Origin of the sequence: Streptomyces sp. NPDC005794, assembly GCF_042871445.1 — a bacterium.
Taxonomy (GTDB): Bacteria; Actinomycetota; Actinomycetes; order Streptomycetales; family Streptomycetaceae; genus Streptomyces.
Map to the genome: position 1 here is coordinate 169867 of NZ_JBIAIN010000011.1, position 25775 is coordinate 195641.

The window sequence follows — 25775 nt, forward strand, 5'->3', positions numbered from 1 at the left end:
CACGCCGTCCACCGTACGAGGGAGTACCTGCCATGGCGCCGGAGAACACCGCAGTGGAGATCCAGGACGACCGTGAACACGGCAAGCTGGTGGCGTACGAGGACGGCACAGCCGTGGGGTACATCGCGTACTTCGCGATGTACCCCGAGCCCGGCGCACTCGTCGCCGTGCACACCGTCGTCGAGCCGGAACACGAGGGCAAGGGCATCGGTGGTGCCCTCGTGCGTGCCTTCTACGCCACGGCGGCCCGCGAAGGAGTCCCCGTCGTCCCTTTCTGCCCGTACGTCGTCAGGTGGGCACAGAGCCATCCGGAGGAGGCGCCGGAGGCCCCGGAAGAGCTGGTGCGCGGGGCCGAGCGGCAGCTCGAGTCGCATCCCGAGCTGTTCTGAGGCGGCTGGGCGCAGCGTCCGGGGGGACAGGAGCCACGGCGCGTACGTGTGGACTCGGCAGGCGAGGGCAGCCGCTCGGGGAGACGGTGGAGATGCGATCCACCCGTCCCGTTCGTCGCTGTTGGAGGACCGAGATGACACACCCGAATCCCGACCCCCTACCGCCCGCGCCGACGCCCCCGCCCGTGCCGGGGCCGCCGACACCGGTGCCCTCCCCGCCGCCCGTACCGCCGGGACCCCTGCCGCCCGGTCCCGCGCCTGACCCGATTCCGCAGCCGCCGAACCCGCACCCCGAACCGGTACCCGAGCCGGAGCCCTCCCCCCAGCCGGCGGGGTGAGCCGCTGTTTCTAGGGCCTCTCGTGCAGGCCCGTCAGCGCGTCGGCGTGGCGCAGCCCGCTCTCTGCTGCCACGGAGTCCAGTGACTGCGCCTCGCGCACCTGGGCGAAGCGCAGGCCGCTGGTATCTCCCGCGAAGCCGTACACCGCCGGCCTGGGCAGACTGTTGTAGGCCCACGGGGTGGAGAAGTAGTACGCCCCCGTGTCGTACAGGGCGACGAAGTCTCCCTCCCGCAGTTCGGGCAACTCCCTGGCATGGGCCACGATGTCCCCGGCGAAGCAGCACGGCCCCGCGATGTCCTGCACCATCGGCGGGCCTGTCCGGGGACGTCCGCCGCTGTCGAACGCGCCGACGCGGAGCGGCCAGGCATCGGGCATGAGGACGGTGCGGGTCGCGATCTGTGCCCCCGCGTGGGTGAGCGCGATGCGGCGCCCGCCCGCATCCTTCGTGTACTCGACACGCGCTCCGATGAAGCCGTTCTTTGCGAGCAGGGACCGGCCGAATTCGGTGACCAGGTCGTAGCGCCCGTCGAAGATACCGGGAGCCGCCTTCCTGAGCGCCGCCACGTACTCCGCGAAGGTGGGCCGGGTGTCGTCGTCGGCGAAGTTGACCGGCAGCCCGCCCCCGATGTCGAGCCCGGTGACCCGGCGCATGCCCAGCGACTCGTTGATCTCCTCGGCGAGCCCGTACGTCTCCGCGATGCCTGCGGCGATCAGCTCCAGCGAGCAGCCCTGCGAGCCGACGTGGGCGTGCAGCCGGGTCAGCCAGGGACGCTCGGCGAAGGCTTGGACGACCTGCTCACGGGCGCCGGGGTCACGCAGGGCCACGCCGAACTTCGAGGTGGCCGTCGCCGTGCTCATCGCTGCGATGGAACCGCCTCCCACCTGCGGGTTCACCCGGAGTCCCAGGACGGACGCCGAGCTGGGGGAGCGGAGCTCCTCGATGCGGCGGATCTCACCTAAGCTGTCCGCGTTCACGGCGACACCGAGCGCCAGCGCCAGCCGGAGTTCGTCGCGGGTCTTGGCGGGTGAGTCCAGCACGATCCGCGCCGGGGGGAAACCGGCCTCGACCGCGAGCCTCAGTTCGCCCGGCCCGGCCACCTCGCAGCCCATGCCGCAGTCGGCGAGCAGCCGCAGCACCGGAATCAGCGAGGCGGCCTTCGCGGCGAAGGTGTGCAGTACCCGTACGCCCGGCTCGGCGGCGAAGGCGTCCCGTAGCGCGCCGACGGAACCGCGTATCCCGTCCGCGTCCAGGAAGCCCGCGAGGGGATGCTCCTCGCCGAGCAGTCCTTCCGCCACCGCGAGGCGGAGCGCCTCGGCGAAGCGGTGCGGGCGCGGTGAGCGCGGGGGGCCCTCGGCTGCCGCGGAGCTCGACGCCGGCGTGGGGCGGGTGTCGTCGATGGGAGCCTCCCAGGTCGGCGCGTTCAGGCGATGAGCGGGACCACGGCCTCGGGTGTCAGCATCCGGAAGGTGAACGCCTGGTGGAAGTAGAGCCGGATGCTCGTCGCGTCGTGGTCCAGGTATCCGATGGACAGATCCTGGCCCAGGCACAGCTCGAAGTCACCCCCACGGGTGGACAGCAGGAGCCCGCCGGCGACGGCGGGCGCCCACAGGATGGGATCGTCGAGCTGCCGGGCCAGATGGGTGGCCACCGGATAGCCGTGGTCGGAGGTCTCGGTGGCCTCGGTGAACGCGTCGGCGCCGAGCAGCAGCCGGTACGGACCGTCGACACCCGCGAGCCGAAGCCGGGTCAGGGCTTGGCCCACCGCCGCCGGATAGTCCCGGGCATCGGCGGGCAGGGGCAGCGGGGTGTGCGAGGAACCGTCCCGCAGACCCGTGATGCCTGCCGCCGCGTACCCGTCGATGACGGCCATGTCCTCGGCGAACGCACAGGTGCGGGCCGCGTCCTTCACCGGCTGCCAGTCGCTGTCCGCCGAGCCGCGTTCCACGTCGTCGACGGCCGCTCTGGTCACGGTGAACGGCACCCGCCACTCGATGACCGGTGTCGCCGTCCGGGCACGGGCGATCACATCAGGGGTCGGCGGGTCGATGTCACGCAGATGCCCGTCGCCGATCGCCGACAGTTCCGGTCCCTGCGGGGCGCCGACGTCCACCACCCGGCGGCCCGCCACATGACGGCTGAAGGTGCGTCTGGCCTCTTCCTCGATCTGCTCCCAGGCGGAGCCGGTGACGGGGGCGAGCTCACGGTGCAGATTGTTCATCGCGGGGCGCTTTCTCGCAGGCTGCCGATACGCAGCGAACCGTCAAGGACCACTGCCGGGGCCGGGGACCGTTCCTCCGAGGGCTGAGGCTCCGGGACGGCTGTGGTTCCGGCAGGGGAGGGCGGCGGAGGAGGAGCGTCGAGGAAGTCGGCGCCGGGGGCGTGGAACAGCGTGCCGGTGACCGCCGTGGAGAAGTCGAGAATGCGGTCATGGGTGCCGGGCGGGCTGCCCAGGAACATGTTGCGGAGCATCTGCTCGGTGACCCCGGGGTCAGCCGCGTACCCGATGAAGTACGTGCCGAACTCGCCTTGTTCGAAGCTGCCGAAGGGCATGTTGGCGCGCAGGATGTCGCGTTCGGTGCCGTCGTCCTCGATGATGGTGTTCAGGGCTACATGCGAATCCGGCGGCTTGACGTCGTCGGCGAGCTCGATGTCGGTGAACTTCGTACGGCCGATGATCCGTTCCTGCTCCTCGGTGCTCAGCGTGTTCCAGCCGGTCAGGTCGTGCAGGTACTTCTGCACGACGACGTAACTGCCGCCCTGGAACGCCGGGTCCTCCGGTCCGACGACGGCCGCGGCCCTGGCGTCGTCCCCCACCGGGTTCTCCGTGCCGTCGACGAAGCCGAGCAGATCGCGGTGGTCGAAGTAGCGGAAGCCGTGTACCTCGTCGACGACCTTCACCGCACTGCCGAGCCGCCCGAGGAGCTGGGAAGCCCATTCGTAACAGACGTCCATCTGTTCGGCGCGGACGTGGAACAGCAGATCGCCCGGTGTGGCCGGAGCGTGGTGCAACGGCCCCCGCAACTCCTGGAACGGGTGGAGGCGGGCCGGCCTGGGACCGGCGAACAGCCGGTCCCAGGCGTCCGAGCCGATCCCCGTCACGCACGCGAGACCGGCGCTCGGCACCCGGAAGCCGATCGACCGCGCGAACGCGGCGAGATCGGGCAGTACGTCGCGTACGGCGGATTCGCCGCCCGGCTCGATCGTCGCGACCAGCACCACTGCGGCACTGGTCAGCGGCGTCACGACGGGCTGGACCGCAACGGGTTCCGGTACGGCGTCGGACATACGCGCACTCCGTGGGTGGTGGACAGGATCCCCTGCCACTTATCCACACCAAGCCCCCGGTCGCACCCCGGCCCGGCCCGGCCGGGCTATGCGGGCCTCCTCAGCCGTCCGTGGTCTCCGCCCTGTCGCCGCCCCACAGCGTGTACACGGCACCGTCCGGAGAGGACGCACGTCGTCCGGCCCGCTTCGGGGTCTTCTCGCCGGGTGCTTCATCCAGCGGACGACCGCTCCCGGGGCACAGGGGCCGCGACGTGGGGGCCGGTCGTCCCAGGCGGTGGTGCCTGAGGTACTGCGACCCACCTTCCCCACGACGTGACCCGGTCCGGACCGGGAGCACATGGAGCCCATGGGGGGAACGGGTCTTCACCGCGCTGGTGGCTCAGGCAGCCTCATCGCGGTCGCGCTACTCGGTAGTCTCCTCGCCGCCGTGTACACCGCGACTGTCGACCTGCCCTCCGGAGTCCCGGACTCCGCACGTGACCGCCTCGACAGTGCGCTCGCACTGGTCGGGGACGACAACCCGTCTTTGATCACCGCCGCATCCACCGCGTTCGACGACGCCTACGTCGCTGTGATGATCGTGGTCACCGCCGTCCTGGCCATCGCCGCGATCGTGACCGGCCTCCTCCTGCGCCGCTACGGCCCCGGATCGGCCCTGTCCACCCCCACCCATCACTGACGTGGAAGGCGAAGGCGTCAAGAGCGTCATGTTCGACTCCGTCGCCGCCGTGGCCGGCCTGACCAAGGGCGGATGTGGCGGTGCTCAGGGCCAGGAGGCCCGGGCGAGCGGCAGACGGCCGCATCCCGCCTCGGTCGGTCACCTCTGGGTGAGGCCGCGTGGTCGGCCTGTCGTACCTGTGGCATGCCCCTATGCGGTCGGTCGGGACATGCCACTATCTCACCATGGCGGAACTTCTTCCGAGGGCGGACTGATGCTGGACATCGAAGAGGCGACCGCGCTGGCCGAGAACTTCCTGGACCAGGAAGTCAGCCACGAGGGCATGACCTTGGCGCTCATCGAAGGGGAACGCGCCCCGGTGGGACGCAAGTTCTATTTCGACTGCCAGTCAGCTGCCTATCTGCGCAGCGGGGACCCCCGGGACATGGCCGTCGGTACGGGCTACGTCTGCGTGGACGGCGAGACCGGGGAGTGCCGCCTCCTGGGCGCGGTCGAGTCTGCCGAGCTCGACCTCTTCTGACCTCACCGGTCACAGCTCTCACGAAACGGCGTGAAGTGACAGGCCCGTGGTCTGCGGACCCGCCGGAACAACACCCACAACTCATCCGGCACCGACCGCTCCACCTGATCCGTCATGCAGTTGAGTCGCCGAGGATCCGCTCCCACAGCAGCCCGTCCCGCCAGCTTCCGTCGAGAAGGATCGAGGAGTGCGCGACGCCGTACGGGCTGAACCCGTTGCGGCGCAGCACCCGTTGAGACGGCAGGTTCTCCAGATTGGTGGACGCCTCGGCGCGGTGCAGCCCGAGTTCGTCCGTCATCACCCGGAGTGCGAGCCCGACGGCGCGCCCGGCGTGCCCTTGATTCTGGGCGACGCCGGCGATCCAGTATCCGACGGAGCCGCGGCGCAGATGCGGCTGAGGCAGGATGCCTCCGACGGTGACCTGCCCGATCAGCCGGTCGCCGGCGAGCACCACGCCCGGCCAGACCGTTCCGGCCCGGTATCCGGCCAGCAGGCCGTCGATGCGCTCCGCCTGGCCCTCCGGGGTGAAGAAGGCGGCCGGCTGGGCCGGTTCCCAAGGCCGGAACGCGTCGAAGTCCCGCACCCGGTGCTCGGCTATCAGGGCGGCGTCGGTGGGCTCGATCAGGCGGATGCTGGTGCTGCTGCGCATGGGCTGATCCTCGTCGCGGTGCGTCGGCTGAGCTGGCCAGCCTATGCGAGGGTGCCACAGCTGCCGCACCCCACGCCCGCCGGAGGATCGAGTCGAACGCACAGCTCGTGTCCTCGCCGGACAGGTCCGGATACCGGGTGTCGAGCTGATGCTGATGCGTGCTGTCCTCGACCAGGAGGCAGTGCCCGGCGGCCAGTCAGACGTCGAAGAAGCCGACCCCGGCTCGGACACGCGCGCCCTCGATCACCAGCGAGGGCCTGGACAGATCGTCGCAGCCGGCGTGCACCTCGCTCACCCGGTGTAGCTGAACTCGTTGCTCCCCGCGGTGGGGGTCAGATAGCCGTTGGTCAGCGCCCTGACGTTCACGGTCGTGGGCGCGATCGGGCTCTGGTCGGGCAGTGGCGCCCGCACGGTGATCTCGGTCGCGGTGGCGGAAAGGATGTCGGCGGTCTTGTTCCCGAAGTACACGACGGGGTCGGCCGCGAAGCCCACGCCGCTGATGAAGACCTTTGTCTCGAACGTTCCCGAGGACGGGGAGATGTCGTAGATCACCGCAGGCTGCGGCCCGTCATAGGCGAACTGGTTGAACAGCGAGGCCGGCGAGGTGCCCAGGATGGTGGTCACCCGGACGTCGACGACACCGGTTCCTTCGGGCACGGAGCAGGAGATCTGCGTGCCGCCCCCGCTGACGGTGACGCTCTGGCACGGGACGGTGCCGAAGTCGACCACGGTCTCGGACGATGCGGGATCCGTACCGAAGCCGCTGCCGTAGATGGTGATTTCCCTGCCGGCGGGTCCGTAGGTGGGGCTGAGACCGCTTACCACCGGACCGGAGCTCACCGCGGGTGCCCCGACCTGCCCCAGGTACGTGGAATTGGCGTGCTGGAAGCCCACCTGGGTCAGGAAGTCCTCGACCGAACTCCGTGTCGCGTACGGGTCGTACGTGCCGGGTCGCCCGTAGTCGGTGTTCATGGCGTACGAGCAGCCCGGCTGGACGTAGACGTTGGGCCCGGCGAGGGAGGCGATGGTCGACATGAGCGCCTTGACGTCGAAGTTGGCCGCCGGCCCGGGGGAGGGGTACCAGTTCTTGGCGGCGGCGAGATTCGCCCAGGCCTGCGGAATCAGGTCGTACGTGTTGTAGCAGTGCTCGTTCGCGCTCCACTGCAGCGAGTTGACGAAGTCGGCGAAGCCCTGATCACCAGCTGTGGGCGCGGCGAACGTCGACAGCGCGAACTGCGGTGTGCTGGGGCTCCAGTCCACCGTTTTCAGGTAGGGCGCGACCATGCTGGCGATACAGCCGCCCAGGCTGTGACCGGCGACATAGACGGTCGGTTCCGCAGGCAGCACCGCGAGGATCGCCTCGCCGAGCGCCTGCACAAGGCTGAGTCCGTCCGTGCTCATGCCGGCGATCTGCGTGAACGCGTCCATGGCGCCCTTCGACACGGAAACGGGCTGCGGCGATCCGCCGGCGGTGAACGGGACGACGGTGCCGACGCCGAGGTCCTCGAGCATGTCGGTCGCGTTGGTGGCGACCGTGCCGCGAATGACGACGGCGAACTCGGCCGAGCCGTTGGAGGCGAGGTACGCCAGGTTCGCGTTGTCCGGGCTCAGCCCGAGCCACAGCAGCTGCCAGGTGCCCCGCGTCGCGAGGGAGGTGTCGGCCAGCTGGGCGGTGATGCCCTTCCTGATCCGTGCCGCCTGGTCCGACAGGGTCTCCCCGGACGGACGAGGGGTCGCGCCGGCGGCCGCGATCGCTGTCAGGGTCATGGTCACCTGCCGGGTAGCCGGATCCAACGGCGGCACTGTCATGCCTGCTCCTCTGGTACTCGTCCGATGATTCGTGGCCAAGCTATGTGTCGAGCGGAATCCTGATGTTCGGCCGGCCATGCGGCGGGGCCGCGTTCAGGCGTTCGGCCCAGCGCGCATCACGCGCGCGATCCGCTTGTGGTTGACGCGCTTGAACCTCCGGAGGAGCCCAGGTGGAGTCATCTCGCCCTGGGCGTACGGGAAATGACTGGGTGTTCAACAGTCATGAGCGTTGCCCGTGAGGCGAGCTCGGCAACTCCTCAGAGGGGGAAGCCGTGTCTTCGCGGAACGCTCGCGGCACCGAGGGCTGACTCCTGTCCAGGGATTTAAAATCCCAAATCTCCCCTTATGACTTACTGTCATAAGTCATTGTTGGACAGAGCATTGATGTCGCGCCCGCCATCCGTACGCGAGGACCCGTCGCCGAAAGGGTGTGGCGCGGGTCACTGTTGACCATCCAATCGGCGGGCATTTAATATCGGCGGAAATGAGCCACCGTAGGGGAAGTCGAAAAAACGGACACGTCCTCGACCGGTCCCCTCCTCATGGCTCTGACGCAATTTTATGGACTTCTGGTAAGGAATGGCGATATCCAGCAAGCTCGCGCGAGGCGCCGCTGAACCATGAGGATATCTGCCTGAGAACCGCAGTGGCCCATCGTGCTTTCGTCAATCGGCTCCGTAAGGGAATCGGCCACGTCAGATCGCCGATCGCCCCCGCTGCACTCCCGCCGGAGACCCTCTGTCGTACGCACAGTTTCTGTGTGCACCTTCCGGATGTCGGGCCGAATCGTTCTCCATGGCCTTGCCTGCCGTACTCGCGCGCGACTGCCTCGACCGTTGGTCCTTCGTAAACGCAGGATCCGATTTACACCGCGTTCTTTTTCTAGTGAGGGGTAACCCGTGCCTTCCCCCCGAATCGCAGTCACCCATCACTCCGACAGAGAGACATCTCCCGCGCCCCTGTCACTGGCGCAGGAGCGGCTGTGGGTCGCGGCGCGCATGGACGGAGACGCCAGTGCCGCCTACAACGAGCCGATGCCCTTCGACATCCGGGGGCTGCTGGACCGGGACCTGCTCATCCAGGCGCTGCACCTGCTCGCGGTTCGGCACGAGGCCCTGCGCACCCGGCTGGTGCCCTCCGGCGGCTCGGCGCTCCAGGTCGTCGATCCGCCGGAGACCGGGTTCCCGGTGACCTTCGAGGACCTGACGGGACTGCCGGACGCGGCCGAGCGGTTCGCGCGGACACGGCAGGAGGTGGAAGGCACCCCCTTCCGCCTGGGCGAGGAACCCATGGTGCGTGGCTGCCTGGTGGCGCTCGAACCGGACCACCACGTGCTGCTCCTGACGGCCCACCACATCATCTTCGACGGCGCGTCCCGCACCCTGCTGCTGCGAGAGCTGGGCCTCTTGTACACCGCGCTCCAGCAGGGGCAGGAGGCGTCGCTGCCGGAACTGACCTGGCAGTACAGCGACTACACCCGCTGGCAGTGGGACTGGATGTCGGGTGAAGAGCCCGCCGAGCACGCCGCCTACTGGGCCGCCACGCTGGCCGGCGCCCCGGCCGTACTCTCCCTGCCCACCGACCGGCCTCGCCCGCCCGAGCAGGTCTTCCACGGCGACCGGGTGTCCGTGACGGTGGACGAGGACCTGACACAGGCCCTGCGCGACCTCGCCGCAGACAACGGTGTCTCCCTGTACGCGACCGTCCTGACCGGCTGGACGGTGCTGCTGTCCCTGCTCTCCAGCCAGGACGACATCGTTGTCGGCGCCCCTACGTCGAACCGCCGTCGCGGGGACGTCGAGGGCCTGATCGGCCTGTTCGTCAACACGCTCGCCCTGCGCACGGACCTGTCCGGCTCACCCGGTGTCAGCGACGTCCTGAAGCAGGTGAACCAGCGGATCCGCGACGCCCTCAAGCACGTCGACCTGCCCTTCGAGCGGGTCGTGGAACTGGTCAACCCTCCGCGAAGCCCGGCCTACACCGCACTGTTCCAGACCATGTTCGCCTGGGTCCCCTCCATGCGGAGCGAACTCGCACTCCCTCGTACAGAGGTCGAGTTGCGGGAGGACGCCGCTCACGTCCCCGCGAAGTTCGACGTGGCCCTGGCCCTTGCCGACGAGGGCCGAACCCTCACGGGGGAGATCGACTACGCGATTGCGCTCTTCGACCGGACGACCATCGAACGGTACGTACGCCAGTTCCTCCGGGTGCTGCGTCTGATGACCGAACGGCCGGAAGCCGAGATCGCCGACCTGACGTTGCTGGACGAGGACGAGCAGCGGGAACTCCTCGCCACCTTCAGCACAGGGCCCGCAGCTGCCGTACCGGGCGTGCCGGCACCGGCGGGCGTGCTGGAGCGGTTCGCGGCGCAGGTGCGCGAACGGCCGCAGCAGCCCGCGGTGGTGGCCGGGGACGAGGAGGTGGACTACGCGACGCTGGACCGCCGTGCCAACCGGCTCGCCGGTGCGCTGATCGCCCGCGGTGCCGGGCCCGACCGCGTGGTGGGCCTGCACGCCGGACGCACGGCCGAACTCGTCGTCGGCGTGCTCGGCATCCTCAAGGCCGGGGCCGCCTACCTGCCCCTCGACCCCGGACAGCCCTCGGAAAGGCTCACTGCCATGGTGAGCGACGCCGCACCGGTACTCGTGCTGACCGATCAGGCGCACGCCGCGGGCGACGACCGGCAGCTGTGGGAGAACCTGGCGAAGGTGGAGGCCGAGGGAACACGCGACGAAGCGCCGGCCATCGACGCGGACCCCACCCGGCTCGCCTACGTCATCTACACCTCGGGATCGACCGGCCGCCCCAAGGGCGTGGCGGTGACACACGGCAGCGTCGTCAATCTCTTCGAGCACTGGCGTGAACTCATGGGAGACGCTCCCGGTGAGGCGTCATCGGCCTGGTCGAGCATCGGCTTCGACGCGTCGGTACACGAGCTCCTCGTACCGTTGACCACCGGAGCGGTGCTCCTCATGGTCCCCGACGAGCTCCGGGGCGACCCCGCAGCGCTGATGGGCTGGCTGCGCGAGCACCACGTGACCCAGGCGTTCCTGCCTCCGTCCTACGTCCTGTGGATCGACGAGGATCCCGCCACGCGACTGGCCGGGCTGAGCCTGCGCCAACTCCTCACCGGAGTGGAGTCCCTGCCCGAGAGCGCCCTGTACCGCATGCGCGAGCTGCTGCCCGGCCTGCGCATCTGCTTCGGCTACGGACCGACCGAGGCGACGCTCTACTCCACTGCCTACACCGACCCGCAGCCGTACGAGCGGTCGTGCCCCATCGGGCGGCCACTGCGCGGCACCCGCCTGTACCTGCTCGACGACCGTATGCGCCCGGTACCGGCTGGGGTCCCCGGTGAGGTCTACATCGGCGGAGCGAGCCTGGCCCGCGGATATCTGAACCGGCCCGACCTCACCGACGAGCGTTTCGTACCCGACCCGTTCGTGCCCGGCGAACGCGTCTACCGGACCGGCGACCTGGCGCGCTGGCTGCCGGACGGCAACGCCGAGTACGTCGGCCGCCGCGACGACCAGCTCAAGCTGCGCGGCTTCCGCATCGAACCCGGCGAGGCCGAGGCAGCGCTGCTGGCGGTGCCTGGCGTGCGGGAGGCCGTGGTGCTGGCCGACCGCGACACCCCTGGTGGCCCCCACCTGGTCGCCGGCGTGGGATGCGACGCCGACGCCACACGGACGGCGTACGAGTGGTGCGCCGCCCTCAAGGACCGCCTGCCGGACTACATGATCCCCGTCGTGGTGGCAGAGTTCCCGCGGCTGCCGCTCAACCGCAACGGCAAGGTGGACCGGGCAGCAGTGCTGCGCGCCGTGGCAGGGGCCCACTCCGGGCGGGTCAACACGGCGGCGCCCCGCGACCGCGTCGAGATGGCGCTGTACCGGATCTGGCGGCGGGTGCTGCTGCACCCGGACGTCGGAATCGGCGACAACTTCTTCGAGCTCGGCGGTACGTCGATCTCGGCGATCAAGATGACGTCCGCCGTCCAGGAGGAACTCGGCGTGACGCTGCCGGTCCGGGACGTGATGCTGCACCCCACCATCGAGGCGCTCGCCGAGCGGCTGCGCAGCAACGGCACCGAGGCCTCGCGGACTGCGGAGCCCGGCAGTCTGGTGGTGGAGTTCCGGGCCGGTGCCGGCCGGCAGCGCTTGGTGTGCGTACATCCCGCCGGCGGCACCGCGTTCTGCTATCTGCCGCTGTCCACGGCGCTGCCCGACGACGTCGGCGTGGTGGGACTTCAGGCGCCCGGTATCAACCCCGGCGAGTCCACCCTGCCCGGTGTCGAGGCGATGGCCCAGGAGTATCTGCGGCTCGTCGGCCCCCGCCCGGACGAGGCACTGGTGCTGTGCGGGCTTTCCTACGGCGGCCTGATCGCCTACGAGATGGGCCGCCACCTGGTGGCGGCCGGACATACGAGGGTGAGCGTGGTCCTGCTCGACACCCATGGCACGGAGGACGTGGAACAGCGCGCCGCGATCGCGCCGGTCGGCATGGAAGAGTTCCGGGAGAAGCTGGTGCGCTTCAACGGCATGTACCCGGGCATCGACGACGACCAGGTGGCCCGATACCTGACCGTCTACAACCACCACCGCGAGACGGCGCGCGACTACGCCGTACCCGACTCGGCGGCTCGTGTCGTGCTGATGCAGGCGACGGCCGTGGAGGACGAGGACGGCGACGGTACGGCCGCCCGCCTTCGCGCGTTCTGGCGGCGCCGCGTCAGCGGTCAGTTCGTCGTGGAGCCGGTGGCCTGCGGTCACTGGGACATGTTGGAGAGCGACGAACTACCACGTGTTGCCGCCGTCCTTGCCGCGGAACTGGACCGGCTGGCAAGCGGTCCGGACGTGACCGAGCCGGAGCGCACGACACTTTCTGGTACGTCGGAGGCATGATGGAACCGCGCGTCGAACCTTCCCCCGCCGGCGTGGCCGAGGGCCTGAGCGCGCCGGTCGGGCTCGCCCTCGAGATACACCGACAGGCCCTGCGCTCACCGCAGGCGGATGCGGTGGCCGACGGCGACGTACGGCTGGACTACACGGCGTTGAACGCCGCAGCCGCCGCCGTGGCCGAGGCTCTGGGCCGCCGGGGCGTGACTGCGGGGCAGGCGGTGGCTGTGGCGCTGCCGCGCTCGTGGCGGCTGGTCTGCGTGATGCTGGGCATTCTGCGACTGGGCGCCCGAGTGGTGCCGCTGGACACACAGAGCCCTGCCGAACGCCGCCTCTTCATCCTGCGGGATTCCGCAGCGGCCGCCCTGGTGTACGCCGCCCCCGAGAGCGCTACCGGGCTTCCGCAGGGCGTGAAGGCGCTCGCCCTGGACACGCTGCTGCCCGGCCTCCCGGATGCCGCGGCCACCGTGCAGGCGCCGCCCGCCACCGGCGATGTGTCCTTCCTGTTCTACACCTCCGGGACGACCGGACGGCCCAAGGGCGTAGAGGTCCGCGACGCCGGAGTGATGCGGCTGGCACGGCCCGGCTACATCCGTGTCGAGCCCGGTCTGCGCTATTCCTGCCTGGCGAATCCGGCGTTCGACGCGCTGAGCTTCGAGGTCTGGGTGCCCCTGCTGACCGGTGGCTGCTGTGTGGTCCTGCGCGACGCGGAGGCGCAGACCCCGGAGCGTCTCGACACGGCGCTGCGGCGCGAGCGGGTGGACACCGTCTTCATCACGACCGCGCTCTTCAACGCGATGGTCACCGCCGTGCCGGACTGCTTCGCCGCGGCCGGCGAGGTTCTGGTGGGCGGTGAGCAGCTCGACGCCCAGGTGATGCGCCGCTGGTACCGGGACAACGCCGACAGCGGCACCCGCCTGTTCAACGTCTACGGGCCCACGGAGTCCACCACCTTCGCCCTGTTCCACCCGATCCCCAGGGACTTCGACGGTGAGGTGGTGCCGATCGGCCGGCCCCTGCCGCAGACCGGTGCCATCCTGGTCGCGCCGGGCCAGGAGAAGGTTGCCGCAGCCGGTGAGGTCGCCGAACTCCTGCTGAGCGGCGCGGGGCTCGCGGTCGGGTACCGCAACCTCCCCGAGGAGACCGAGCGGCGCTTCGTGCGGCTCGCATGGCTCGACGGCGGCGAGGAGCGGTACTACCGCACCGGTGACCTCGTACGAGCCGACGACGAAGGCCGGGCGGAATACGTCGGACGAACCGACCGTCAGGTCAAGGTCCGTGGCTTCCGGATCGAGCCCGGTGAGGTGGAACGGCGCGTTCTCGTCCACCCGGCGGTCCGGCGGGCCCATGTGTGCACACGCCGCGCGAGCCACGAGGGGCCGAACGAACTGCTGGCGTTCGTCGTCCTCCAACAGGAGTTGTCCTACGAAGAGTTCGACAGTCACATGGCTGCCCTCCTGCCCGCCTATATGCGCCCGCACCAGATTCATCTCGTGGAGGAGCTGCCGCTCAACGCCAACGGCAAGGTCGACCAGGCCGCGATGCTGGCGCAGGCTGACCGGCCCTGGCGGCCGGCGGCCTCCGACGGACCGGCCGCGACGGAAGCCGAGCGCGAGGTCCTGGAGCTGGCCGAGGAGATCCTGGGTGTCACCGGCCTGGGGCTCGGCGACCGGTGGATCGCCGCCGGCGGCGATTCACTGAAGGCACTGCGGTTCTGCTTCGCCATCCGGCAGCGGTGGGGCTGCGACCTGACACAGGCGGCTGTCCTCCGTAGCGACCTGGCCGCAATCGCCCAGGCCGTCACCACGGCCGGCCCCGACGAGGAAAGCGCCTATCCGGCACCGGTGGTCGCCGGTGCCCACTCGGCGCCCGCCACGAGCGAGCAGCAGCGGCTGTGGCTGCTGCAGCGCCGCGCACCAAGGTCCCGCGCGTACTCCGTCAACCAGGCCTTCCGGGTGGACGGGCCCGTCGACACCGCTGCCCTCCGGCGAGCCCTGCGGACCCTGGTGGCACGCCACGCGGCCCTGCGGACAGGCTTCGCCCTCGGGCCGCAGGGACTCCGCCAGACAGTCGGCGCACCGTACGACCCCTGGCACGAGCCGGGCACACAGCAGGCATGGGACGAGGACGAAGCGCACGCCTTCGCCGGCTCCTTCTTCGCCGAGCCCTTCGACCTCGCCGACCCCCGTATGCTCCGGGCCTGCTGGCTGCCCCGTGACGGCGGCGGAACGCTTCTGCTGCACCTGCACCACATCGCCGTCGACGGCTGGTCACTGAGCATCCTGCTGCAGGACCTGTCCGCCGACTACGCCGACGCCGATGTCGGAACCGGCCGGAACGCGGCATCAGTTCCGACCCCACTGGACTTCGCCGACTGGCAGAGCGACTGGTTCGCGACTCCGGCCTACCAGGCACAGCGCGATGAACTCCTGGCGTACTACCAGGGTCTGGAGGAGCCCCAGGAACCGCTGCCCGCCCCTGACGCGGATCCGGCACCGCGCGCGCGGCTGCTGCACACGTCACTCGACGCCGTACACCGGGCCAAGGTGGACCAACTCTGCGCAGAGCTCGGGCTGACCCGCTTCCAGGTGCTGCTGAGCGTGTTCTCCTGGAGTCTGTACGGCGTGACCGGAGTGCTCCGCCCGCGCATCGCCGCCCCGGTCGCCAACCGCCCGGTACGCGAGTTCGCGGACAGCGTGGGCATGATGGCGAACACCGTGCTGCTGCCCGTCACCGTCGCGCCCGGTGAGGACCTGCGCTCGCACCTCGCCCGCACAGCGACCGGCACCGGGCAGGTGCTCCGGCACCAGGACGTGGCGCTCGCGGACGTACTTACCGGCTGGGAGGCCGTCGGCGACGGCACCCCGTTCGATCTCCTGTTCGTCCTGGAGAACACCGACTTCGAGGGGCTGCGGCTGCCCGGCTGCGTCCAGCGCCCCCTGTGGTGGGCCGCGCCGGAGGCCAAGTGCCCGATGACGGTCTCCGTTCTCGAGCATCCCGACGGACTCGACCTCCTGTGGGAGTACGCCGAGGACCGATTCACCGGCGAGGCCGTCGAGGCGATGGCCGAGCTGTTCCGGCGGGGCGTGGACGCGCTCGCGTCCGGTGGCCGCTCCACCGCGCGGGAGCTGGTCGCGCCGTACCGGCGGTCCCTGCCGGAGCACGGGCGCGGCCCCGTCCAGGAACCGGGCTTCACCACCGTCGCCGAGGGCTTCGCACGGCAGGTCGCCCGCACACCGGACACCCCCGCGGTGATCACGGCCGACGGGAGCACCCTGAGCTACGCGGCACTCGACGCCCGCGCCGCGGCCCTCGCCGCGGAACTGGCCGACCGCTACCCGATCCCGGCCGACGGCAGCCCCTGCCGGGCGGCCCTGTACCTGGACCCGTCCGCCGAGCACGTGGTGGCGCTGCTGGCGCTGGCGCTGCTCAACGTCACCGCCGTCCCCCTCGACCCCTCCTACCCGGTCGACGTGCTGCGCGGCGTACTGGAGAGGGTCGACCCGCTGTGCGTCCTGGTCACGCCCGCCGGCGCGCCGGCGCTGGACACGCTGCTCCCCGACGGCGTGGCGCGCCACCCCGTCGTCCTGACGGACCCGGCGCCGCAGGAGAGCGTCGGCGCGAGCGCACCGTACGACGGGCGCCCGCACGACGGCACCCGACCGCTGTACACACTGTTCACCTCCGGCTCCACCGGCGTCCCTAAAGGCGTCCAGATCTCCGACCGGACGCTGTGCGACCTCATCCGGTGGCAGTCCGGCCCCGGCGGCCTGACCTCCCCGGCGGCCACCCAGCAGTTCTCGATGCTGGCGTTCGACGTGTCCTTCCAGGAGATCTTCGGGACGCTGTGCACCGGCGGCAGCCTCCAGCTCATACGCCCCGAGTGGCGCCAGGACGTCCCCGCGTTGCTGGAGCGACTGGAGTCTGCGGGGACCGAGCGGATCTTCATGCCCTATGTGGCCCTGCAACTGCTCGCCGCATACGCGGTCCGCCTGGGCAGGTTCCCCTCCCGGCTGCGCGAGGTGGTCACCGCGGGCGAGCAGCTCGTGTGCACCGACACCATCCGTCGCTGGTTCGCCGGACTGCCCGGCGCCCGGCTGTTCAACCACTACGGGCCGACCGAGACGCATGTGGTCAGCGCTCTGTGCCTGGACGGCGACCCGGGTCAGTGGCCCGAGCTGCCCGCCATCGGACACCCGGTGGCCGGCGCCGACCTGCGCGTGGTGGACGCCCAGGGCGACCCGGTTCCGTCCCGGTGCACCGGCGAGCTGCTGATCGGCGGCACCATGGCCACCCGCTGCTACCTCGACGAACCCGCTCTCGACGACACCCGCTTCGTCGAGCTGCCCGGTGAGGGCCTGTTCTACCGCAGCGGCGACCGGGCGTGGTTCGACCGCGAGGGCCTGCTGCACTACGCGGGCCGCGACGACCAGCAGATCAAACTGAGCGGACACCGGCTGGAACTCGGCTCCGTCGAAGCGGCCTTGCTTCGCCATCCGGCGGTGGCCAACGCCGTCGTCGCGCGTGAGGACGACCGGCTGACGGCCTGTCTGGAGGTCCGTGGCGAGAGCCCGTCCGCCGACGACCTGACCGCGCATCTCTCCGCTCTGCTGCCCTCCTACGTTCGCGTGGACCGCTTCCGCAGACTGAAGACGCTGCCGCGCACCCCCAGCGGCAAGCTGGACCGGCAGGCGGCGCTTCGGGCGCCGAGCGGGGAGATAGGCCGTTCGGCTGCCGCCCGCACAGTGCTGTCGACCGAGGAGGAGCGGCTCACCGCCGCCTTCGAGGAGGTCACCGGGGCGACGATCGAACCGGACCAGACCTTCTTCGAGGCGGGTGCCTCCAGCCTCACTCTCATGCGTTTCCACCTGCGCTGTACCACGGCACTCGGTCTGCGCTTCAGCGTCGCGGACCTGTTCGAGCACGTCACTGTCCGCTCCCTGGCCCGCCACCTCGCCGCCGGCGACCTCCCCGGCACCGGGACACCCGCCGCACCGGCCAGGAGACACAGCGGGACCATGGAGCCAGGCGAACCGATCGCGGTCGTCGGCATGGCGGTGCGGGTGCCCGGCGCCCCGGACCTCGCGGCCTTCTGGGACCTGGTGGTCTCCGGCGGCACCGGGATCCGACGGGTCGACGCCCCGGAGGGCGTCATCGGCGCGCACAGCACCCTCGACGGGATGCTCGACTTCGACCCGGGCCACTTCGGCATCAGCCCTCAAGAGGCGCGCCTGATGGACCCCCAGCAGCGTCACCTGCTGATGGCCTGCGTGCAAGCACTGGCACACGCCGGAGTCGCGGACACCTCGGCCGCGCGCGTGGGTCTCGTGGCCGGTGCCGGGGAGAGCACCTACTTCCAGTCCATGCTGCGGGAAGCCGACCCCGGCCGGCTGCCCGACGGCTTCCAGCTCGCCCTGCACCACGAAAAGGACTTCCTGGCCACCAAGGTGGCTTACCACCTCGGGCTGACCGGTCCCGTCTTCAGCGCCCAGACCGCGTGCTCGAGTTCCCTGGTCGCCGTGCACCTCGCGGCCGGCATGCTCCGGCAGGGCGAGGCCGAGACGATGCTCGCCGCAGGAGTGCTCGTCGACCCGGGGCTGACCGGCGGCTACCGCTACCGCCCACAGCACATCTTCTCCGCGGACGGCGACTGCCGCCCATTCAGCGACGACGCCACCGGGACGGTCGGCGCGAGCGGCGTCGGCGTCGTGGTCCTCAAGCCGCTGCGGCAGGCACGCCGCGACGGCGACGCCGTCTACGCGGTCATCACAGGCTCCGCGGTCAACAACGACGGTGCGCAGAAGATGAGTTACACCGCACCGTCCCTGGCCGGGCAGCGCGAGGTGATCCGGACCGCCCTGGCCCGCGCCGGACGCACAGGTGCCGACCTCGGCTACGTGGAGGCGCACGGAACCGGTACCCGACTGGGCGACCCGATCGAAGTGGGCGCGCTCCGGCAGGCATTCGACGTGAGCGAGTCCGGTCGCTGCGCGCTCAGCTCCGTCAAGAGCCAGCTCGGCCACATGGGCGCGGCCGCCGGTGTGGTGGGCCTGGTGCGCGCCGTCCTCGCCGTGCACCACAGCAGCATCCCGCCCCACATCAACTTCCGCGCCTTCAACCCGGAGATCGGCCCCGACCCCACCCCCTTCCACGTCCCGGCCCAGGCCACGCCCTGGCCCGCGGGACGCGAACGGGTGGCCGCCGTGAGCAGCTTCGGGATCGGCGGCACCAATGCCCACGTCATCGTGGAACAGGACACCGGGACCGGCGCCGCCGCAACCGGCGCGGTACCGAAGTGCCTGGTGCTGTCCGCCTCCAGCGCGGACGCCCTCGCCGCCGACGCAGCCCGGATCGCCGACTACCTGCAACGGCGGCCCGAGCGCTACGAGTCCGTGCTGCGCCATCTGCAGACCGGACGTGCGGCCCGCCACCTGCGGATCGCGGCACCTCTCGAGGACGCCGCCGCCGCCGCGCACTGGCTGCGCGCGGTGGCCGGGGGACAGATCGCGCACGGCACCGCGGCCCCGGACGCCGCGCCGGTTTCCGCCGTCGGCCGCACCGCCCACGACCTCGCCGAGGACTGGACCGCCGGAAGATCCGTCGACTGGCAGGCGGGCTCCGCCCCGGCGCCCTGGGACTTCCCGCCCCCGTCCTTCGCGCTCGCGGAGTACGACTTCGACCGCACGCCCAAGGCGCCGGCGGCGCGACCCCAGCGGCTGCCCCAGACCGACTGGCTGCACCAGCCGCACTGGGTCCGGCTCCGCCGTGCCGCCGTCGCGGGCACCACCGCACGCGCCGACCGCGCGTCCGTCGTGGTCGTCGTCGCCTCCACGAGCACGCCGCAGGCAGCCTTCGTGCCGTTCCAGGCCGTGGCGTCACGGCTGGTACGGGTGCACCCGTCCAGCGCGTTCGCCCGCAGGGGACCCGACGTCTTCGACGCCGACCCGGCCGACCCGGCGTCCCTGCGCCTGCTGCTCGACGCACTGTCCGAGGACAGCACCGACGACACCCTGGCCGACGCGGAGTGGGTGCACGCGCTGCCCCTGGACGTGACGGGGCCGGTCGGTCCCGGCACGCTGGGACATGCCCGCCACGCCTGCCTGGACACCACGGCGGCCCTGGCCCAGGCACTGCTCGGGCGGACCGGATCCCCGCGCGTGTGGTGGCTGTCGTACGGCGCCCGGCCCGTGGCCGGGACGGTGGACAGGCCCGAACTGGCGCTCCTCGCCGGGCCGGTCGAGGTCGCCCCCCAGGAGGCCGCCCTGGACGGCCACTGGCTGGACCTCCCCGACGGTGACCTCACCCGCTGGGCCGGACACGTGGCCTCGGCCGTCGCCGACGCACGCCGAGCCGGGCATCCCGGCGGCCAGGCTCTGCCCCGGCAGCTCGCGCTGCGGCAGGGCTACTGGTGGCGACCGGGCACCACGCCCGTGCCGGTGCCGTCCGGCACAGAGCCCCGCGTACCGTCCGGTGACGACACGGTCCACCTGGTGCTGGGCGGCACAGGGGGCATAGGCCGCGCCGTCGCCGCCTGGCTGCTGGAGCACACCGGCGGCAGGATCCTGCTGCTGTCGAGGAATCCGCGGCTGCCCGCCGAACTGACCCACTGGGGCGACCGCGTCGGCCTCGTCCCTGTGGATCTGGCGGCCGTGCCCGTGCACGAAGTGGTGGCGGCCGTCGCCGAGCACACACCGCGGCTGGACGGCGTGATCCACGCGGTCGGCCTCGGATACGGAGGGCTGCTCGTACGACGCGACACCACGGAGATGCGCGAGGCCGCCGCAGCCCGGGAGCAGGGCGCACTCGTCATGGAGCACCTGATCGGGACCTTCCGGCCGGAGATCGCGGTCTACTGCTCGTCGATGTCCGCCCTGCTCGGCGGCGTAGGCCAGAGCGACTACGCGGCCGGCGCGAGCCTCCTCGACGGCTTCGCCCACCACCGCGCCGGAGAAACGGAGACGACCGTCCGGATCGGAATCGACTGGGACATCTGGAGCGAGACCGGAATGGCGACCCGGGTCCTGAACACCGACAGCCGCCATCAGGCCCACCTGGAGGTCGGTCTGACGGTCGAGGAAGGCAAGGCGGTCTTCGCCCACGCCCTGGCCCTGCAACTGCCGCAGCTTCTCGTCTCCACCACCGACATCGATGCCTCCCGCGCGTTCTACGACCCGTCCGCCGGCGGCCGGGCGGAACCACTCGTCTCGCGGTCCGGGCCGGCGCTCCGCACGGACGGCGAGGCGGGTTCTTCGGACCAGGGCAGTGACACGGACCGAGCCGGCGCCATGGCCCGGGTGGTCCAGGACCTGCTGGGCGTGGACGAACTGGACCCGGAGGACTCGCTGTACGACCTCGGCGCCGACTCGCTGACCCTGATCACCCTGATCGCCCAGATCGAGGACGACTACGGCGTCGAATTCGACCTGGCCTCCTTCAGCCACCGGGTCAGCCTCGCCGAAATCCTGAAACACATCGAGACGGCCCTCACTCGCGCCGAGCCCACCGCAAGGGCGGCGGGGAACACCGCCTCGCAGGTCGTCCTGGACATCTGGCAGGAGGGAACCGGCTCGGCTGTCCTGTGTCTGGTACACCCCGTGGGCGGAGACATCCAGGCCTACCGGTCGCTGGTGGCAGCGCTCGGGCCGGCACCGACCGTGTGCCTCATCGCCGATCCGGCACTCCGCGACGCCGCGATGCCCGCGTGGTCACTCGCCGAACGCGCCCGCCAGTACGACGCGGAACTCCGGGACCAGTTCGGCGGCTCCGGCCACCGGCTCCACCTGGCCGGGTGGTCCTTCGGCGCCCGGGTGGCCATGGAGATGGCCGGCCTGGCCGAGTCGGCCGGACGGCCGTTGGAGGCGCTCCACCTGCTGGACCCACCACCGCCGCAGGCGGACGGGCTGGTTGCCGCCTACGACGAGACGCACCTCGAGCAGGTGTTCGCCGCCGAACTCGGCACCGGCGTCCCGTCGACGTCGGCGGAACACGCGCAGGCGTACGCCGAAAGGCTGGCCCGCTGCTGCCGGGCGAACCTGCGCAGCCTGGGTGAGCACCGGGTGCGGCCGCTCATGTCCACCCCCACGTTCCTGTGGCTGGCCGAACAGCCCACGGCGGGCATGCCCGCACCCGGCGATCCACAGGAGACGGACCGGCAGTGGAGCGCCTGTCTGCCCCCCTCCGCCGTGCGGCGGTCCCTGCCCACCGACCACTACGGCATCGTCGCCACGCCCCATGTGCGCACGGTGGCCGAGACCATCACGGCAACGTGGGCGGACCCGGCAGCCGATACCCGTCGCGAGCAGGACCCGGAGGGCGCCCGGTGAACCGCTGCCGGTTTCCGACCGTCCGGTGGTCGCGGCGGCCCGCGGTCGCCGAGCCGGACCCGCTGGACCTCGAGATCGTGGACCTGCACCGTCGGACCACCGGTTGGGACGGACGGCAACGCACCGGGCCGTGCGAGGCGGACGACGCGGTCCACGGCCCCCTCGCCTCGGGCCGCACCACCCTCGCCGAACTGCTCGACCGAGGCCTGTAACCCCCTCTGGAGGATGTCATGGAGTCATACGAGCGCGAAGCACTGGAAGCGGTGACCACGCGTCCCGTGTACCCCCACCGCACGCTCACCGTCGAACGGATCACGCCCGTTCTGGGCGCGGAGGTCTCAGGCGTCGACCTCTCGAAGGAGATCCCGGCGGAGCAACTGGAGGAGATACGCACCGCGTTCCGCGATCACCACGTCCTCGTCTTCCGCGATCAGACGATCACCGTCGAGGACCACAGGCGTTTCGCCGCGGCCTTCGGCGAGTTGCGTCCGGTGAACCCGCCGCCGCCCGAGGGCGACCCCTACGTCCTGGAGATCCGCACGACGTCAGCCGCGGCGAACGTGGCGGGCAACGGCTGGCACGCCGACGGCACCGCCGACGCCGAACCGTCGCTGGGGTCGATGCTCTACATCACCGAGATCCCCGAGCCGGGCTGCGGCGGCGACACCCTCTTCGCCAACATGCACCTCGCCTACGACATGCTCTCGCCGGCCATGCGCTCCCTGCTGGACCAGCTCACCGCGATACACGACGGCGCCCAGGCTCTGGCGGGTTACACCCCACCCGCCGACTACGTCATCCCCAAGAGCGAGCACCCGCTCGTCGCCCGGCACCCCGAGACCGACCGCAAGCTGCTCTACGTCAACAAGGCTTACACCAGCCGCATCCCGCAGCTCTCCCCCCAGGAGAGCCGGGCCCTGCTCGACATGCTCTTCGACACCATCGCCAGCAGGCCGGTCCTGCACTGCCGCGTCCGCTGGACCCCGGGAACTCTCGTCATCTGGGACAACCGCTGCGTTCAGCACCACGCGACGTACGACTACTACCCCTACTCCCGCTACGGCCGGCGCATCGCCATCAACGGCGGCCCGGTCAAGAGCTGACGGCGCGACCGGAGGAGGCGTTGCGCGGGACCGTGGGATCCGTGCACAACGCCTCACCGGTACCTGCTCACGCCGTGGCGTTCCCCCCGCGTCGGAGGAGCCGTCAGGAAGGCGCACACGGGCCTTCTGGGCCGAGCCGGTCCGGCCGCGACAACGGGTCGCGGCGCGGGACCGGTTCCGCCGGTCCGTGGGGGAGTCAGCCCGCGACGGTGTTGTAGTTGACGATCCCCTCCACCATGAGGGCGACCGCACCGGCCAGAGGGCTGGCCACGCCTCTCCCCACCACGTCAGGGAGCCTGTGCGCCTCGTCCTCGGTGACGGCCACCATGCCCCAGAACGCGTTGAAGCCCGAAGGATCCGTCGGCTTGTCGGCAGCCGCCGCCACTGTCACGACACCGCCTGCCTCGGCCACGGCCAGCGCGCCCATCTGCTGCAGCGTGTCAGGATCCCGCTCTTCAGTGGCCACTACGCTCCAACCGCTCACCTCTGTGCGCCGCACTGCGGCGAGGAGAACGCCGGCCGTGTCCGCACCGGTCACAACGATGTCAGGCAGGACAAGGGCCACCGGCCCTCGCGTCATCGGCAGAGCGGACCGGATCGCTCCGTCGAGACCCGGTTCGAACGATTCGTCCTGGTAGACGAAGACCATTTGGAAGGTCTCGGCATAGCGCGTGAGGTAACTCACCGTCTCCAGCTTGTGCGTCCCGAACACGACGACCACGCGCACATCGAGCCCGCCTTTGGCCAGTTCGACGACGGCTTCCAGACTGCGGTCCAGCACGGTGACCCCAGGAGACAGACAGTGCAGCTCCTTCGGGTACGGCGCCCCGAAACGCGTTCCGAATCCAGCGCAGGGCAAGATGACCGAAACGTCAGGGACGGCCACGGACGAACTGTGCATCGAGGAGCTCTCCGATTGTGTTGACGATCGGGAACCTTGCGCACCTCGCCGGTACGGGCAGCCCAAGGCAGGTTGACGCTGCACCGTCGACCCGAAAAGACACGTTGGCGCTCAACGTAGTCGCTGAGGTCGGCTCCCACGAGAGAAACGTAGCGCTGATCGACCAGATCGTTCGCGTGGGGCCCGGCGGATGCTCGCCGCCCCACCGGCCCCACCGCGGCCACCGTCGCGGGAGTGGGGGACCACCGATCCGTTCAGCTTCCCGCGACCTGGACTGCTGCCGCATACTCGTGATCACCGATACATCGCCGTCAACGGGCCTTGTTCGAAACCTGGGCAGACACGGGCCCACACGCAGGGGAAGACGCAACGGAAGAGGACGCGGAATGCGGGTGCTGTTGTCCACATACGGGACGCGTGGCGATGTCGAACCGCTGGTGACACTCGCGGTGCGCTTGCGGGCGCTCGGTGTGGAGGTGCGGATGTGCGCCCCGCCGGACGAGGAGTTCGCCGAGCGGCTCGCAGGTCTCGGGGTGGGACTGGTGCCGGTCGGGCCACCGGTGCGGGAGTTGATGCGCGGGACGACTCTGCCGTCGGCGGCGGACCTGTCCCGGTACAGGACCGAGATGGTCGAGACACAGTTCGACGTGTTCCCCACTGCGGTCGACGGATGTGACGCGCTGGTGGCGGCCGGCCTGGCGCAGATTGCCGCACGGTCGGTGGCCGAGGCTGCGGGCATCCGCTACGTGTACGCGAGCTATGCGGCGGTACACCTGCCGTCGCCGCACCATGCGCCGCCACCGAGGCCGGGCTGGCCGGAGCCGGAGGTGAACGACAACCGGACGCTGTGGGAGCTGGACGCCCACCACGTGAACGCGCAGTTCAGTGAGACGCTCAACGCCCACCGGGCGGCGATCGCCCTGCCACCGGTGGACAACGTCCGCGACCACGTCTTCACCGACCAGCCGTGGCTGGCCGCGGACCCTGTCCTGGGACCGTGGCGGGAGACGCCGGGCCTCGACGTGGTGCAGACAGGTGCATGGAGCCTGGCGGATGAACGCCCGCTCCCGGCCGACCTGACGACGTTCCTGGAGGCGGGCACGCCGCCGGTCTACGTGGGCTTCGGCAGCCTGCGCCCGTCGAAGGACATCGTCCGCATGGCCGTCGAGGCGATCCGTGCACAGGGGCGCCGCGTTCTCGTGTCCACCGGTTGGGCGGACCCGGACCTGGTCGACGGGGGAGACGACTGCCTCGCCACCGGTGAGGTCAACCACCAGCGCCTGTTCGGCAGGGTGGCCGCCGTGGTGCACCACGGCGGCGCGGGCACGACGTCGACGGCCGCCCGGGCGGGCACGCCACAAGTGGTGATACCTCTCCAGTTGTCGGACAACCCGTACTGGGCAGGCCGGGTGGCAGACCTGGACATCGGTGCGGCCCTCGATGGTCCGCCTCCCACCATCGAGTCCCTGGGCCGCGCGCTCAGGACGGCCCTGACACCCGAGACCCAGGCGCGGGCAAAGGCTCTGGGAAGCCGGATCCGCACCGACGGAGCGGCGGTGGCCGCGAGCCTGCTGGTCGAGGCTCTCCGGTGAGCGGGGCCGACCGGTGTGGCGACCTCATGTGGGCTGTTCGATAATCCGGTGCTGGGGAGTCGTGCACAGCGCGTGGACCTGCCCCCCCGACGCTGAGGCCGCCGCACGCGGATCGCTGGCGTCCGCGAGCAGCCGCCGCTCGTTGTACGGTGACCCGGCCCGGTGGACCGTCCTGTACGTCCGAGCAGCGGACCGCGATGACTCCGGCGGGAGTGCCCACCCGCAGCCTCTCGCCGGTGGGGCGACCGGTGGCCCGACGGACGGCGAATCCGCCCCGTCATCAGCTTTCG

Annotated in this window: 13 protein-coding genes and 1 pseudogene; 8 read left to right on the plus strand and 6 right to left on the minus strand. The window is 70.8% G+C overall.

The window, feature by feature from the left end:
- Window positions 1-32: 32 nt before the first annotated feature.
- Complete coding sequence (locus tag ACFYQ5_RS19645) at window positions 33-389, plus strand: GNAT family N-acetyltransferase (protein ID WP_389198976.1); 357 nt, start codon at window positions 33-35, stop codon at window positions 387-389.
- A 348-nt stretch (window positions 390-737) separates the two neighbouring features.
- Here ACFYQ5_RS19645 and ACFYQ5_RS19650 read toward each other — a convergent pair whose 3' ends face one another.
- The 3 genes from ACFYQ5_RS19650 to ACFYQ5_RS19660 are packed head-to-tail and all read right to left on the minus strand — an operon-like array spanning window position 738 to window position 4014.
- Window positions 738-2126, minus strand: a complete 1389-nt coding sequence (locus ACFYQ5_RS19650) for a diaminopimelate decarboxylase (RefSeq protein ID WP_389199104.1) — start codon at window positions 2124-2126, stop codon at window positions 738-740.
- Between the two features lie 23 nt (window positions 2127-2149).
- Window positions 2150-2947, minus strand: coding sequence for a family 1 encapsulin nanocompartment shell protein (locus tag ACFYQ5_RS19655; RefSeq protein WP_389198978.1), 798 nt, complete (start codon window positions 2945-2947; stop codon window positions 2150-2152).
- Window positions 2944-4014, minus strand: coding sequence for a Dyp-type peroxidase (locus ACFYQ5_RS19660; protein WP_389198980.1), 1071 nt, complete (start codon window positions 4012-4014; stop codon window positions 2944-2946). The genes ACFYQ5_RS19655 and ACFYQ5_RS19660 overlap by 4 nt, the downstream gene beginning before the upstream one ends.
- 382 nt (window positions 4015-4396) lie before the next feature.
- On the opposite strand from ACFYQ5_RS19660, the pseudogene ACFYQ5_RS19665 reads away from it, so the two are divergent.
- A pseudogene (locus ACFYQ5_RS19665) lies at window positions 4397-4693 on the plus strand (MFS transporter); the annotation flags it as partial.
- A 253-nt stretch (window positions 4694-4946) separates the two neighbouring features.
- Window positions 4947-5213 carry a hypothetical protein gene (locus ACFYQ5_RS19670; RefSeq protein ID WP_389198982.1) on the plus strand — a complete coding sequence of 89 codons (267 nt, stop codon included), beginning with the start codon at window positions 4947-4949 and terminating at the stop codon, window positions 5211-5213.
- Window positions 5214-5325: 112 nt separating this feature from the next.
- Here ACFYQ5_RS19670 and ACFYQ5_RS19675 read toward each other — a convergent pair whose 3' ends face one another.
- Both ACFYQ5_RS19675 and ACFYQ5_RS19680 read right to left on the minus strand, forming a co-directional pair.
- On the minus strand, window positions 5326-5862 hold the full coding sequence (locus tag ACFYQ5_RS19675; RefSeq protein ID WP_389198984.1) for a GNAT family N-acetyltransferase: 537 nt from the start codon (window positions 5860-5862) through the stop codon (window positions 5326-5328).
- Between the two features lie 291 nt (window positions 5863-6153).
- Entirely contained in the window at window positions 6154-7671 is a 1518-nt protein-coding gene (locus tag ACFYQ5_RS19680) for an IPT/TIG domain-containing protein (protein ID WP_389198986.1), read from the minus strand.
- An 899-nt stretch (window positions 7672-8570) separates the two neighbouring features.
- Here ACFYQ5_RS19680 and ACFYQ5_RS19685 point away from each other — a divergent pair.
- Genes ACFYQ5_RS19685 through ACFYQ5_RS19700 form a run of 4 tightly spaced genes read left to right on the plus strand, consistent with a single transcriptional unit; the run spans window position 8571 to window position 22992 of the window.
- Complete coding sequence (locus ACFYQ5_RS19685; protein WP_389198988.1) at window positions 8571-12572, plus strand: amino acid adenylation domain-containing protein; 4002 nt, start codon at window positions 8571-8573, stop codon at window positions 12570-12572.
- Complete coding sequence (locus ACFYQ5_RS19690; protein WP_389198990.1) at window positions 12569-21889, plus strand: amino acid adenylation domain-containing protein; 9321 nt, start codon at window positions 12569-12571, stop codon at window positions 21887-21889. Before ACFYQ5_RS19685 ends, ACFYQ5_RS19690 begins: the two co-directional genes overlap by 4 nt.
- On the plus strand, window positions 21886-22101 hold the full coding sequence (locus tag ACFYQ5_RS19695) for a hypothetical protein (RefSeq protein WP_389198992.1): 216 nt from the start codon (window positions 21886-21888) through the stop codon (window positions 22099-22101). The genes ACFYQ5_RS19690 and ACFYQ5_RS19695 overlap by 4 nt, the downstream gene beginning before the upstream one ends.
- 18 nt (window positions 22102-22119) lie before the next feature.
- On the plus strand, window positions 22120-22992 hold the full coding sequence (locus ACFYQ5_RS19700) for a TauD/TfdA dioxygenase family protein (protein WP_389198994.1): 873 nt from the start codon (window positions 22120-22122) through the stop codon (window positions 22990-22992).
- Between the two features lie 196 nt (window positions 22993-23188).
- Here ACFYQ5_RS19700 and ACFYQ5_RS19705 read toward each other — a convergent pair whose 3' ends face one another.
- Window positions 23189-23773, minus strand: a complete 585-nt coding sequence (locus tag ACFYQ5_RS19705) for a hypothetical protein (protein ID WP_389198996.1) — start codon at window positions 23771-23773, stop codon at window positions 23189-23191.
- Window positions 23774-24279: 506 nt separating this feature from the next.
- Between ACFYQ5_RS19705 and ACFYQ5_RS19710 the strand changes: the two genes are divergently transcribed.
- Window positions 24280-25485, plus strand: a complete 1206-nt coding sequence (locus ACFYQ5_RS19710) for a glycosyltransferase (RefSeq protein ID WP_389198998.1) — start codon at window positions 24280-24282, stop codon at window positions 25483-25485.
- Window positions 25486-25775 lie beyond the last annotated feature (290 nt).